Origin of the sequence: Paraburkholderia polaris (assembly GCF_012927345.1) — a bacterium.
Taxonomy (GTDB): domain Bacteria; phylum Pseudomonadota; class Gammaproteobacteria; order Burkholderiales; family Burkholderiaceae; genus Paraburkholderia; species Paraburkholderia polaris.
In genome coordinates this window covers 1-13,396 of record NZ_JABBGJ010000020.1, presented here as the reverse complement: position 1 = coordinate 13,396, position 13,396 = coordinate 1, and the positions used below count along the sequence as shown (strand labels likewise).

13 protein-coding genes are annotated in these 13,396 nt (G+C 62.1%); 8 read left to right on the top strand and 5 right to left on the bottom strand.

Annotated features, from left to right (window positions below):
* Nucleotides 1-7: 7 nt before the first annotated feature.
* A complete protein-coding gene (locus tag HHL24_RS19295; protein WP_169487025.1) occupies nucleotides 8-1,483 on the bottom strand; it encodes an aminotransferase-like domain-containing protein in 1,476 nt (491 codons plus the stop codon).
* Between the two features lie 178 nt (nucleotides 1,484-1,661).
* On the opposite strand from HHL24_RS19295, the gene HHL24_RS19290 reads away from it, so the two are divergent.
* Nucleotides 1,662-2,039, top strand: a complete 378-nt coding sequence (locus tag HHL24_RS19290) for a hypothetical protein (protein WP_169487024.1) — start codon at nucleotides 1,662-1,664, stop codon at nucleotides 2,037-2,039.
* A 67-nt stretch (nucleotides 2,040-2,106) separates the two neighbouring features.
* Nucleotides 2,107-2,634 carry an LEA type 2 family protein gene (locus tag HHL24_RS19285; protein WP_169487023.1) on the top strand — a complete coding sequence of 176 codons (528 nt, stop codon included), beginning with the start codon at nucleotides 2,107-2,109 and terminating at the stop codon, nucleotides 2,632-2,634.
* 170 nt (nucleotides 2,635-2,804) lie between these two features.
* Here HHL24_RS19285 and HHL24_RS19280 read toward each other — a convergent pair whose 3' ends face one another.
* From HHL24_RS19280 to HHL24_RS19270, 3 genes are all read right to left on the bottom strand, one after another.
* On the bottom strand, nucleotides 2,805-3,983 hold the full coding sequence (locus tag HHL24_RS19280) for an acetyl-CoA C-acyltransferase (protein ID WP_169487022.1): 1,179 nt from the start codon (nucleotides 3,981-3,983) through the stop codon (nucleotides 2,805-2,807).
* Nucleotides 3,984-4,132: 149 nt separating this feature from the next.
* Nucleotides 4,133-6,247 carry a 3-hydroxyacyl-CoA dehydrogenase NAD-binding domain-containing protein gene (locus tag HHL24_RS19275; RefSeq protein ID WP_169487021.1) on the bottom strand — a complete coding sequence of 705 codons (2,115 nt, stop codon included), beginning with the start codon at nucleotides 6,245-6,247 and terminating at the stop codon, nucleotides 4,133-4,135.
* A gap of 141 nt (nucleotides 6,248-6,388) precedes the next feature.
* On the bottom strand, nucleotides 6,389-8,074 hold the full coding sequence (locus HHL24_RS19270) for a 3-(methylthio)propionyl-CoA ligase (protein WP_169487020.1): 1,686 nt from the start codon (nucleotides 8,072-8,074) through the stop codon (nucleotides 6,389-6,391).
* A 247-nt stretch (nucleotides 8,075-8,321) separates the two neighbouring features.
* Here HHL24_RS19270 and HHL24_RS19265 point away from each other — a divergent pair, with 247 nt between their 5' ends.
* The 6 genes from HHL24_RS19265 (at nucleotide 8,322) to HHL24_RS19240 (ending at nucleotide 13,104) form a co-directional block, all read left to right on the top strand.
* On the top strand, nucleotides 8,322-9,878 hold the full coding sequence (locus tag HHL24_RS19265) for a protein adenylyltransferase SelO (protein ID WP_169487019.1): 1,557 nt from the start codon (nucleotides 8,322-8,324) through the stop codon (nucleotides 9,876-9,878).
* 90 nt (nucleotides 9,879-9,968) lie between these two features.
* Entirely contained in the window at nucleotides 9,969-10,391 is a 423-nt protein-coding gene (msrB, locus tag HHL24_RS19260) for a peptide-methionine (R)-S-oxide reductase MsrB (protein WP_169487018.1), read from the top strand.
* Nucleotides 10,392-10,634: 243 nt separating this feature from the next.
* Nucleotides 10,635-11,165 (top strand): septation protein A, encoded by a 531-nt coding sequence (locus HHL24_RS19255; protein WP_120291756.1) that lies wholly within the window; start codon nucleotides 10,635-10,637, stop codon nucleotides 11,163-11,165.
* A gap of 1 nt (nucleotide 11,166) precedes the next feature.
* Nucleotides 11,167-11,481, top strand: coding sequence for a BolA family protein (locus HHL24_RS19250; RefSeq protein ID WP_169487017.1), 315 nt, complete (start codon nucleotides 11,167-11,169; stop codon nucleotides 11,479-11,481).
* Nucleotides 11,482-11,492: 11 nt separating this feature from the next.
* Nucleotides 11,493-12,272: a peptidylprolyl isomerase gene (locus HHL24_RS19245; RefSeq protein WP_169487016.1), complete on the top strand. Its 780-nt coding sequence runs from the start codon at nucleotides 11,493-11,495 to the stop codon at nucleotides 12,270-12,272.
* 427 nt (nucleotides 12,273-12,699) lie between these two features.
* Complete coding sequence (locus HHL24_RS19240; RefSeq protein ID WP_169487015.1) at nucleotides 12,700-13,104, top strand: hypothetical protein; 405 nt, start codon at nucleotides 12,700-12,702, stop codon at nucleotides 13,102-13,104.
* A gap of 66 nt (nucleotides 13,105-13,170) precedes the next feature.
* On the opposite strand, the gene HHL24_RS19235 is transcribed toward HHL24_RS19240, so the two are convergent.
* A partial coding sequence (locus HHL24_RS19235; RefSeq protein ID WP_230417513.1) for an ATP-binding protein occupies nucleotides 13,171-13,396 on the bottom strand: 226 nt, incomplete at its 5' end.

Here is a 13,396-nt window from a genome sequence, read left to right as displayed (position 1 = left end):
ATAACCGCTATGGCGTTCGCGCATGCGCCACCAGCCGTGCCGCCAGACGCCCTAATCTGCGCACCGCCTGATCGGCCTGATCGAGGTCCGTACTCGGACAACTCAGGCGAATGAAATGATCGAAGCGCCCAGCGTTCGAGAACACCGTGCCCGGCATCACGCGGATGCCTTCGTCCAAAGCCGCAGCGAAAAACGCCGACGACGATACTTCGCGCGGCAGCTCGATCCAGAAAAACATTCCGCCGCCCGGCGGCGTGAAGCGCGTCCCGTCGGGAAACGATGCGGCGATCGCTGCGGCCATTCGTTCGCGCTGAATCCGCAGACGGTCGCGCAAACGCCGCAGATGCCGCTCATACGCATTCGTTTCCAGAAATTCGGCGAGGACGACTTGCGACAGCTGTTCGTTATGACGCGACTGCGCGAACTTCAGCATGCCGATGCGCGGATGCCAGCGTCCGCCGTTGATCCAGCCAACCCGCATGCCGGGCGCGAGCGTCTTGTTGAACGACGTGCAATGAATTACCGTGCCGTCGGCGTCCCAGGCCTTCAACGATCGGGGCGGCTGGGCGGCGTCGGCGAGTTCGCGGTAGGGATCGTCTTCGATCAGTGGAATGCCGGCTCGCGCGCACAGTTCGACGAGCCGTGCCTTGTGCGTGTCCGGCATGACACTACCCAGCGGGTTTTGCAAATTCGGCACCACCACCACGGCCTTGATGTCGGGATGCGTTTGCAGCGCGAACGCCAGCGCTTCGATGGCGAGGCCGGTGGTCGGACTGGCTGGGATTTCGAGCGCCCGCAGGCCGAGGCTTTCGAGCGCTTGCAGCAAGCCGAAAAAGCACGGCGATTCCACCGCGACCGTATCGCCCGGCTGCGTGACCGCGCGCAAGGCCAGGTTCACGGCCTCGATGCCGCCGTGGGTCATGATCACATCGTCCGCACCGATCTGGATGCCGGCGTCGAGCGCACGGCGCGCAATGATTGCGCGCAGCTCGGGATCGCCCTGATCGTGTCCAGCCGCGGTCAGCAAGGTCGGCCGTCGGCGTAATGCGCGAAGCGCGGCCTTCTGCAAAGCGTCAGTGGGATAAAGATCGGGCGATGCAGTCGCGCCGCCGAGATTCAGCGCGTCGGGATAGCGCTGGAATTTCGACACGATCGCCGAAATTGCCGAATGGATGCCGACGAACTGTGCGGCGCCGGGCGCTGCCGCGAGGTCGGGCTCGGTTGCGGCCGGCAAGGTAGCCGTCGGCCGGGCACGCACAAAGTAACCAGCGCGAGGCCGGGCGTCGATCAGCGCGTCACGTTCAAGCGTGCGATAGCTCTCGGTCGCGGTCGCAAGGCTCACGCCGTGCCGCTGCATGAATGCGCGCATCGACGGCATGCGGTCGCCGGGACGCAGCACGCCGTTGTCGATTGCACGACGGTATTGGTCAGCCAGTTGGCGGTAGAGGGGCCGGTCATCTGGCGCAGGGATCGAAGCGTTCATGATCCGATGGTGCGGATAGTTCGGGCGTGGCGACAGATACACATCGACGTGATTCCAACCGATACAGCACGCTGAAACGCCACGTTGTACCGGTCCACATTGTCCATTGTTGCGCCTGTTTTCACGTGGATGGACTCAATAAGCTATGTGGCATGGAAACGGTTTAAAGGAATCGGTCATGCCCATCACTCAACCTCGCACCGGTTTGCCTCGCGATGCCGCCCTCGCGCGCGTTGCGGCCGGTCAGATGGCCGTGCACGATCTGCGCGCACGGACCTCGATCGTGGCCGTCGAAGGCGATCTGCAACTCGAGTTCCGCGATCATTCTCTGGCGTGGCTGGGAGACACCGTCCCGGTCACCTCGGTCACGCTGCATGAAGGCGACCGCTATGTCACGCCGCAGCGCGGCGTCGTGTCGATCAGCACCGCGCATGCGGAACCTGCCGTGTTCGTCGTACAGCCATGCCGGCCCGAAAACGAGCAGCACGGTTTCGTCAGTCAAGCCATCCGCAATCTGACGAGCCTCGTCAAAACGCAGCTGCGGCGCGCCACCTGAAACGTTTCTACTGGCGCAGAACGGCCCTACAATGCATGACCTACCCGCTTCTTTCGAGGTGTCGGTCATGTCCTTCTTTCGCGCGCTACGGTTTGGCCGTACCCCTGGTCTGGCTACGACCCTCGCCTTCGTCGTGCTGACGCTCAACGGCTGCGCCGGCATGTTCGGCAGTGAGCCGGTGCGCGTGAACGTGGCCGGCATCGATCCGATCGACAGTCAGGGCCTCGAGGTGCGCTTCAACGTCAAACTGCGCGTACAGAATCCCAATGAATCCGCCATCAATTTCGACGGCGTGTCGCTCGATCTCGAACTGAACGGCAAGCCGTTCGCGAGCGGTGTCAGTAATCAGAGCGGCGTTGTGCCGCGCTACGGCGAAATCATTGTCAACGTGCCCCTAACGGTCCCCGCTTTCGCCGCGGTTCGCCAGGCCTTCGCCTTCGCGGGCGTGACTCAATCAGGCCAGATTCCGTACATCCTGCGCGGCAAGCTCGCCGGCGGCTTTTCGGGCGGTGTCACGAGCGGCCTCGTGGGCGGCAATCGCTTTATCGATCAAGGCACGTTGAGCCTGCCCGCGCTCGGGATGGCGCTGCCTTGATTCTGCTCGCCTGATCTGGCGAGCCGCGGGCGAAAAAAACGGGTGTTGCGGATTCAATGCAATCGACACCGAACCGCAACACCCGCTCTTGCCACCCGTGACGCGTCGTCACTTCACGCCAGGTCACGCCAGATCATCCCGCGTCGCACTAAACCAGGCCAGAACGCGCATCAAACCACTTCGAACAAGCCTGCTGCACCCTGGCCGCCGCCGATACACATTGTCACGACGACCAGCTTCGCACCGCGCCGCTTGCCTTCGATCAGCGCATGGCCCGTCAAACGCGCGCCCGACACGCCATACGGATGGCCCACCGCAATCGCGCCGCCGTTCACGTTCAGGCGGTCCTGCGGAATGCCGAGCTTGTCGGCGCAATACAGCACCTGCACCGCGAACGCTTCGTTCAGCTCCCACAGGTCGATATCTTCGACCTTCAGGCCGGCCTGCTTGAGCAGCTTCGGCACGGCGAACACCGGGCCGATGCCCATCTCGTCCGGCTCGCAACCGGCCACCGCAAAGCCGCGGAAAATGCCGAGCGGTTGCAGACCTTCGCGCTCCGCGACTTTCGCGTTCATCACGACACAAGCCGACGCGCCATCCGAGAACTGGCTCGCGTTGCCTGCGGTGATCACGCCGCCCGGCATCGCGGTGCGAATCTTCGACACGCCTTCGAGCGTCGTGTCGGCGCGAATGCCTTCGTCGGCGCTGACGGTCACTTCTTTCGTGTAGAGACGGCCAGTCGCTTTGTCGGCGACGCCGGCCAGCACCGTCAGCGGCACGATCTCGTCCTTGAACTTGCCGGCTTCGAGTGCGGCCGCGGCACGCTGTTGCGAGCGCACGCCGTATTCGTCCTGACGTTCCTTGGAAATCGAGTAGCGCTTCGCGACGTTCTCGGCGGTCTGCAACATCGACCAGTAGATTTCCGGCTTGTTCTTGCTGAGCCAGCCTTCGGCCACCATGTGGCGGTTCATCTCGTTCTGCACACACGAGATCGATTCCACGCCACCCGCGACGAACACGTCGCCCTCACCGGCGATCACGCGTTGCGCAGCCAGTGCGATCGTCTGCAAACCGGACGAGCAGAAACGGTTGACCGTCATGCCCGGCACGCTGACCGGCAAACCGGCGCGCAGTGCGATTTGCCGCGCGATGTTGGCGCCCGTCGCGCCTTCCGGATTTGCGCAGCCCATGATCACGTCTTCGATGCGCGCCGGGTCCAGCTTCGCGCGCTCGACAGCGGCCTGCGTCGCATGTCCGCCGAGCGTGGCGCCGTGGGTCATGTTGAAACCGCCGCGCCATGATTTGGCGAGGCCCGTACGGGCGGTCGATACGATTACGGCGTCAGTCATTCATGTCTCCTGTGTCGACCAGAGTTGGCGCTTTAGCGCTTACTCTGGTCCCATACAAGTAATTCCAGATGTTGATGGTGGGCGCGCTGGCGGATCGCTCGGTCGCCCCACTTCACTCATTTCACTCATTTCGCCCGAGCGGCGGCGATTCAGCCGTTGAACCCACGGCCTTTCGCCGCAAGCTCCGCAATGCTCGGCGCCAATTGCCACGCGTCGCCATTCGGGCGCGACGCATAGCGGCGAATCGCGCGCTCGACGTTGTAGAGGCCGACCGTATCCGCGTACAGCATCGGACCGCCGCGATAGAGCGGGAAGCCGTAGCCGGTCAGATAAACCATGTCGATGTCCGACGCCTTCGACGCAATGCCTTCCTCGAGGATCTTCGCGCCTTCGTTGACGAGCGCGAACACCAGGCGCTCAACGATTTCCTCGTCGCTGATCTTGCGGCGCTCGGCGTTGGCTTCTTTCGAGAACGACGTAATCATCTCGTCGACCACTTTCGACGGATACGCGGTGCGGTCGCCCGCCTTGTAGTCGTACCAGCCGCCACCGGTCTTCTGCCCGAAGCGCCCCGTCTCGCACAGACGATCGGCGATCTTCGAATAGTGCATGTCAGGATGTTCCTGATAGCGGCGCTTGCGGATCGCCCAGCCGATGTCATTACCCGCCAGATCGCTCATGCGGAACGGGCCCATCGCGAAGCCGAACTTCTCGATGGCCTTGTCCACTTGCGCGGGCAATGCACCTTCTTCGAGCATGAAGAGCGCTTGACGGATGTACTGCTCGATCATCCGGTTGCCAATGAAGCCGTCGCAGACGCCCGAGACCACTGCGGTCTTCTTGATCTTCTTCGCGAGCTTCATGACGGTGGCAAGCACGTCTTTCGCCGTGTCCTTGCCGCGTACGACTTCGAGCAGCTTCATCACGTTGGCCGGGCTGAAGAAGTGCATGCCGACCACGTCCTGCGGACGCTTCGTGAAAGCTGCGATCTTGTCGACATCCAGCGTGGACGTGTTCGACGCGAGGATCGCGCCGGGTTTCGCCACCTCGTCGAGACGCTTGAACACCTGCTCCTTGACGCCGAGTTCTTCGAACACGGCTTCAACGATCAGGTCGGCGTTTTTCAGGTCGTCGTAGGAGAGCGTCGGCGTGATCAAAGCCATGCGCTGTTCCAGCGCTTCGGGCTTGAGCTTGCCTTTCTTGACGGTGGCCTCGTAGTTCTTGCGGATCGTGCCGACGCCGCGGTCGAGCGCTTCCTGCTTCGTTTCCAGCAGCGTGACCGGAATACCCGCGTTGATGAAGTTCATCGCAATGCCGCCGCCCATCGTGCCGGCGCCGATCACGGCCACCTGCTTGATGTCGCGTACCGGTGTATCGGAAGGCACATCGGGAATCTTGCTCGCCGCGCGTTCGCCGAAGAACGCATGACGCAGCGCATGGCTTTCCGGCGTCTGCACGAGCGCGATGAAGCAGTCACGTTCGAATGCGAGGCCCTTGTCGAAGCCGTTCTGCACGCCCGCTTCCACTGCATCGATACATTTCAGCGGCCCCGGGAAGTTCTTGGCGACTGCCGCGACGCTATTGCGCGCGAACTGGATGAAACCGGCGGCATTCGGATGCTCGATCTTACGGTCGCGCACCTTCGGATGCGGGCCCGCTTTCGCGCCAACCTTGCGGGCAAACGCGAGCGCCGCTTCGGCCAGATCGCCTTCCACGACTTCGTCGAACAGGCCCGAGTCGGCCAGCCCGGGATGGGCCAGCCCGGGATGGGCCAGCTTCTCCGACATTACCGGCGCGCCGGAGACGATCATGTTGAGCGCGGCTTCAAGGCCGATCGCGCGCGGCAGACGCTGCGTGCCGCCCGCGCCCGGCAGGATGCCGAGCTTCACTTCCGGCAGCGCGATCTGCGCGCCGGGTGCGGCGATACGGTAATGCGCGCCGAGCGCCAGTTCGAGGCCGCCGCCCATGGCGACGCTGTGAATCGCGGCGATAACCGGCTTGGCGCTCCCTTCGACGGTCTTGATGACCGTATGGAGGGTGGGCTCCTGGGTTGCCTTCGGCGTGTTGAATTCGGTGATATCGGCGCCGCCCGAGAAGGCTTTGCCGGCGCCGGTCAGCACGATCGCCTTGACGGCCGGATCGTTCTGCGCGCGCTCGATCCCTTCGACAATACCCGCTCGCGTCGAGAGGCCGAGGCCGTTTACGGGGGGATTGTTCAGCGTGATGACGGCCACGCCGTCATGAGTTGTGTAGTCCACTGCCATCTGCCTGCCTCCGTGCGATGAGGCGGCGCATGACGCGCCGCCCGTCCGGTTTATCGGGTCGACTCATTGTCCGACTTTATCTCCGAGTTTCCCGGGTCAGCAGGCAGAATACACAAAAAAGCACGCTCGTTCAATTTATCGTTAGATGGGGTTTCCCCTGGCAAGCGGAGTAAGCGGACAGTCCTTTTCGTCTTCGAGCGCGGACGGCAGGACGTGGTCGCGGAAGATATCGCGCAGTTTGAGTTTCTGCAGCTTGCCGGTAGCCGTGTGCGGGAGTTCGTCGACGAAGACGACGTCGTCGGGAATCCACCATTTGGCGACCTTGCCGTCGTAGAACGCGAGCAGTTCTTCGCGCGTCACGTCGAAACCCGCCCGCCTGACGATCACCAGCAGCGGCCGCTCGGTCCATTTCGGATGCGCGCAGGCGATGCACGCGGCTTCAGCCACCGCCGGATGCGCGATCGCGACGTTCTCGATGTCGATTGAACTGATCCACTCGCCACCCGACTTGATCACGTCTTTCGAGCGATCCGTGATGTGCAGGAAGCTGTCGCGGTCGATCGTGGCGACGTCGCCGGTCGGGAACCAGCCGTCCACCAGCGGCGAATCGCCCTTGCGGAAATACCGGTCGATCACCCAGGGTCCGCGCACGTGCAGATCGCCGAACGCCACACCGTCCCACGGCAGATCGCGCCCGTCTTCACCGACGATCTTCATATCGACGCCGTACAGCACATGGCCCTGCTTTTCGAGCAGTTTGCGCTGCTCTGCCAGCGGACGCTGACTCTGTTCCCACGTCAGTTTCGACAAGGTGCCGAGCGGTGACATTTCCGTCATGCCCCATGCGTGGATCACCTGCACGCCGTACTCGTCCTCGAAGGCTCGCAGCATGGCCGGCGGACAGGCTGAGCCGCCGATCACCGTGCGGTTCAGCGAAGAGAAACGCACCTTGGCTTCGCGCAGGTAGTTGAGCAAGCCGAGCCACACGGTCGGCACGCCGGCCGAATACGTGACGCGTTCGCTTTCCATCAATTCATACAGCGATTTGCCGTCGAGATCCTTGCCGGGAAAGACAAGCTTCGCGCCGGTCAGCGGCGCGGCATGCGGAATGCCCCAGGCGTTCACATGGAACATCGGCACGACCGGCAGCACGGAGTCGCGCGCGGACAAGCTCATCGCATCGGGAAGAGATGCACCGAACGCGTGCAGCACCGTCGAGCGATGCGAGTACAGCGCGCCTTTCGGGTTGCCGGTGGTGCCCGACGTATAGCAGAGGTAAGACGCCTGCCGTTCGTCAATGGCCGGCCATTCGTAATTGCCATCCTGCGCTTCTACCAACGTTTCGTAGCTCAGCACCGGCGTTTGCATCTTCGGCAGGTGGTCCTCATCGGCCAGTGCGATCCAGCCGCGCACTTTGGGGCACTGCGGCGCGAGGGCATCGACAAGTGGCGCGAACGTGGTGTCGAAGAGCACGTAGGCGTCGTCGGCGTGGTTGACGATGTAGGCGATCTGATCGGGAAAGAGGCGCGGATTGATCGTGTGGCACACGGCGCCGAAGCCCGTCGTGCCGTAATACGCTTCCAGATGCCGGTAGCCGTTCCAGGCCAGCGTGGCCACCCGCTCGCCGGGCTCGACGCCGAGCGCGATCAGCGCCTGCGCCAGCTGCTTCGCGCGCTTTTCGCAGTCGCGGTAGGTGTAGCGATGCACGTCGCCTTCGATGCGCCGCGACACGATCTCGGTGTCGCCGAAATGCCGCGCGGCATGCGCGAGCAACGAGGACACAGTGAGCGGCACGTCCATCATCTGGCCAAGCAGCGGCGTCGTCATAAAGAGAAGTCTCCTCGCCTTGTTTGCGTCATTGGGGTTGCAATTCGGGGGCCACGCGGCGCGCTCCGTTTGAGTCGCACGCAACGCTCCGGTGGGTCCGCGCGGCGTGCTCTGAAACGGCGCAGGCGCGCTCCGGCAGGAGACGCCCGGCACGCAGGCGCGGGTCTGGCTAAACCTCGGGCTGAGGGCTGGCCAGCAGCTCCGCGGGCGCGGACTTACAATATCGGTTAATCCAGAGGCGCTCAACATGTCGTTTTCCCCAAGCATTGCAGGGTTATCCGGGCCGTTATCGGCTCTTTCCGACGCACTTACCACCTCGCCTGAAAACGCATTTGCGCGCCTCGGCAGCGCGTTTCTGACGCGGCTGCCCGCGGCGCCGTTGAGTGCGCCGTATGTGGTCGGCTTCTCCGAAGAAACCGCCGCATTGCTCGGTTTAGAGCCTGGGCTCCAGAATGATCCGGGCTTCGCCGAACTGTTCTCCGGCAACGCCACGCGTGAATGGCGCGCCGAAGCGCTCCCGTACGCGTCGGTGTATTCGGGGCATCAGTTCGGCGTGTGGGCCGGCCAGCTCGGCGACGGCCGCGCGCTCGGTCTCGGCGAAGTCGAACACGACGGCCAACGCTTCGAACTGCAGCTCAAAGGCGCGGGCCGCACGCCCTATTCGCGCATGGGCGACGGCCGCGCCGTGCTGCGTTCGTCAATCCGAGAATATCTGTGTTCGGAAGCGATGCATCACCTCGGCGTTCCGACCACGCGCGCACTATGCGTGATCGGCTCCGACCAGCCGGTGCGCCGCGAGGAAGTCGAAACCGCAGCGGTCGTCACGCGTGTGGCGCCGAGTTTCGTGCGCTTCGGGCACTTCGAGCACTTCTATTCGAACGATCGCGTCGATGCGCTGCGCGCGCTCGCGGATCATGTGATCGAACGCTTCTATCCGCATTGCCGCGAAGCCGACGATCCGTATCTCGCGCTGCTGAATGAAGCGGTGAATTCGACGGCCGATCTGATGGTCGAATGGCAAGCCGTCGGCTTCTGCCACGGCGTGATGAATACCGACAACATGTCGATCCTCGGTCTCACGATCGACTACGGCCCATTCGGCTTCATGGACGGTTTCGACGCCGGCTACATCTGCAATCACTCTGACTCGCAAGGCCGCTACGCGTACAAGATGCAGCCGCAAATCGCTTACTGGAACCTCTTTTGCCTCGCGCAAGGCCTGCTGCCGTTGCTGGGCGTTAAGCATGAAGAAGGCGTGCGCGGCGACAAGGCAATCGAAGACGCGCAGCGCGTGCTCGGCGGCTTCAAGGAGCGTTTCGCGCCGGCGTTGGAGAAACGCATGCGCGCCAAGCTCGGCCTCGAAAGCGAGCGCGACGGTGACGATACTTTGGTCAACCGTCTGTTCGAAGTGATGCACGCGAACCGTGCGGATTTCACGCTGACCTTCCGCAATCTGGCGCGTATTTCAAAGCACGATGCGAGCGGCGACGCGCCGGTGCGCGACCTGTTCCTCGACCGCGCCGCGTTCGACGCGTGGGTGAACGACTACCGCGCGCGCCTGTCCGAAGAAACACGCGACGACGCCGCGCGCGCCATTGCAATGAACCGTGTGAACCCCAAATTCGTACTTCGCAATCATCTGGCGGAAACCGCGATCCGCCGTGCCAAAGAGAAGGACTTTTCCGAAGTGGAACGTCTGGCGGCGGTGCTGCGCCGCCCGTTCGACGAGCAGCCGGAAAACGAATCGTATGCGGGGCTGCCGCCGGATTGGGCCAGCTCGTTGGAAGTGAGTTGCTCTTCGTGACAAGCCGAAAGCTTTGATTCTGCTGAAATCTGCTTGAACCGCTGGCCCCCTTAGCAGCCCCCAAACAATCTTGAGACAGGAACCCCGACCATGAACAAGCCCGACGACCTCAACGCTGGCGCCCCCGCCGTGCAGAAAGACGACGCCGAGTGGCGTAATCAGCTCTCCGACATCGAATACGAGGTGACGCGCCACGCGGCCACCGAGCGCCCCTTCACCGGCCGCTATCACGACCACTGGGACCGCGGCATCTATGACTGCGTGTGTTGCGGCACACCGCTGTTCGAATCGGACACCAAGTTCGACGCCGGTTGTGGCTGGCCGAGCTACTTCAAGCCGATCAACGGCGAAGTGATCGCCGAGAAAACCGACCGCACGCACGGCATGCTGCGCATCGAAGTGCAGTGCAAGAACTGCGGCGCGCATCTGGGTCACGTGTTCGAAGACGGACCGGCGCCGACCGGTCTGCGTTACTGCATCAATTCGGCTGCGTTACAATTCGAGCCCAAGTAACGCAGCGCGGAGTTCGGCGCGTTGCCGGCCGGCGTCTGCCTTAAGCGCCCGCCGGCCGCGACACCCTTCATCCGGCTTGCGAACCGGTCAACCCGGCGCGGCGATCATGCTACGGACGGCGCAACGTGCCGTTCCCGGCGTGCCGCGGCGGGTTTCTTCTATCCCTGCCACCGGGCGCCCCGCGCCGCGTCCCTGTTTTTCCGATCCACTCTCCGACCCACTCTCCGAATTCCCGACCAGATAATGAAATTCCTGTTCGATCTGTTCCCGATCATCCTGTTTTTCGTCGCCTTCAAGCTATGGGGCATTTTCACGGCGACGGCAGTGGCGATCGTTGCCACGCTGGTGCAGATCGCGTGGGTGGCATTCCGCCACCGCAAGGTCGATCCGATGCTGTGGGTGAGCCTCGGCGTCGTCACCGTCTTCGGCGGCGCGACGCTCGTGCTGCACAACGACACCTTTATCAAATGGAAGCCGACCGTGTTGTACTGGGCGTTTTCGGTCGCGCTGATCGTCTCGCAGCTGGCCTTCAACAAGAACCTGATCGAAGCGATGATGGGCAAGCAGATCACACTGCCGCACGCGATCTGGGGCAAGCTGAATATCGTCTGGGCGATTTTCTTCGTGCTGCTGGGGCTGGTGAACCTGTTCGTCGCGTATAACTACACGACCGACCAATGGGTCAATTTCAAGCTGTTCGGCGCGACCGGGTGCCTCGTGGTATTCATCGTCGGACAGAGTTTGTGGCTCTCGAAGTACATGAAGGAAGAATGACATGACGAGCGATGTATTCATGCATGCCACCACCGCCGAGCGGGCTGCGCTGATCGAAGCGCGCCTGAGCGCAGCGCTCGCGCCGGTCGCGTCGATCCAGATCACGGATGACAGCGCGCAGCACGCAGGCCACGCCGGCGCCTCCGCCGGCGGTCATTTCACTGTCACGATCGTGGCCGCCGCATTCGCCGGCAAGGCCCGCGTGGCGCGGCATCGCATGGTGTATGATGCGCTGGCCGATGCCATGCAGCGCGGCATTCACGCCCTTGCAATCACGGCGTATACGCCCGAAGAATTCGCTTTGTTGCCCCGCTAGGAAACCTTTCGATGACCTTGAAGAAAACCCGCCTTTGGGTATTGCTGGCTGCCTTTGCGGCCGCACCTGCATTCGCACAGAACATTGCTGTCGTAAACGGCACGCCGATTCCGAAAGCGCGCGCCGACGCGCTGATCGATCAACTGGTTCATCAAGGCCAGCAAGACACGCCACAGTTGCAAATGGCCGTGCGCGAAGAGCTGGTGAATCGCGAAATCCTGATGCAGGAAGCGCTGCGCCGCGGCCTGCCGAATCGTCCGGACATCAAGGCTCAAATCGCCGTCGCGCAACAAACCGTCGTGCTGCGCGCGCTGATCGAAGATTTCGTGAAGAACAACACGCCGACCGACGCCGAAGTCACCGCGCGCTATAACGCGCTGATCAAGGACGCAGGCGGCAAGGAATATCACCTGCACCACATCCTGGTCGACAACGAACAGCAAGCCAAGGATCTGATCGCCAAGATCAAGGCCGGCGCGAGCTTCGAAGACCTCGCGAAGCAATACTCGAAGGACCCGGGATCGGGCAAGAACGGCGGCGACCTGGACTGGTCGGACCCGAAGGCCTATGTGCCTGAATTCGCGGACGCGGCCACGCATCTGCAGAAAGGCCAGATGACCGACACGCCGGTGCATACGCAATTCGGCTGGCACATCATCCGTGTCGACGACGTGCGCAACATCACGCCGCCCCCGCTCGAGCAAGTGCGTCCGCAGATCGTGCAGCAGATCCAGCAGGAAAAGCTGCAGGCGTTCGAAGAAGGTCTGCGTAAGAACGCGAAGATTCAGTAAGCGGTTTTTAGCCACTCTGAATTGGCCGCCCCTTATAACTGCACGGGAGTGCAGTTATAAGGGGCGGTTTTTTTTCGACTGCGAAATCCTCGCCGCTCCTCTAAACCACCCCATACTTCACACAGCCCCCGAAAGGAATTTCGTCTATATCAGGCCGTTCCTTGGCTCAATAAGCATGGCTCGGCGCAATTGCTGCAGATTGACGCACACAGATAATTCTTGTGGTTACGCCGTTGACAGCACGAATACACCGCTTTAGTTTCCCAGTATTGTCATTGATTCGCACGTTTCAGAAATAAAAATAATATCGCATCAGCGTCGCTGCGATGAAACAGTGCATATCCGATCGGCATGACACGCAATATGCGCCTGAGCCTGGCAATGCACGGCTCTATTCAAAGTCAATTGTCCGATTCCGAGACGGCTTATGCACACCTACGCAGAGAACGATTCCGCAACCAGAAATAAGCGACGCGGGCACGATGACGTTGTCGAGCAACCCGATGTTACCGAATCGAGGTGGATCGACCAGGTAGAGCGCGTCGGCCGCAACGGTGAATGGGATTTTGAGCTGGCGGATTCAATGCCCTTTCTGGTTTCCGAACTTCCTTGCTGGAAGGCGGGCCGGCTGGCACTTCACGTCTGGAACGGTCGGCACCATGAGTCTTTTGGTGCATCGGAATACAGCGCTAACGACGTATGTATCGAGGTGGAGGAAGAGCACTACTGGGCGCTGATCGATGGCGAAAGAGTCTGGGTTCGACCTGACGGAAACTGTTTCTTCAACGCCATCTGGAAGGCCCTGCAAGGGTGCGGGGATGTGGATGGATAACGTCAAGCAGGATGGCCGGTTTACCGACAATCATTTTGGCCGGTCGACCGGGTTGATTGTCGGTGGTTATTCGGCCATGTTTGTCGCTCCTTCCTTGTGATTGTCGCTGGATGATTGTCGGCGCCGGCTGTTCTGTTTGTCGCTGGCGGTGCGACGACGGTAGCTTTCGACATTCATCTCGAAGATCGTCGAATGATGGACGAGCCGGTCAATTGCAGCGACGGTCATGCCGGGATCGGGGAACACGTCGTTCCAGCCCGAGAACGGCTGGTTGGCCGTGATCAGAAGGCTA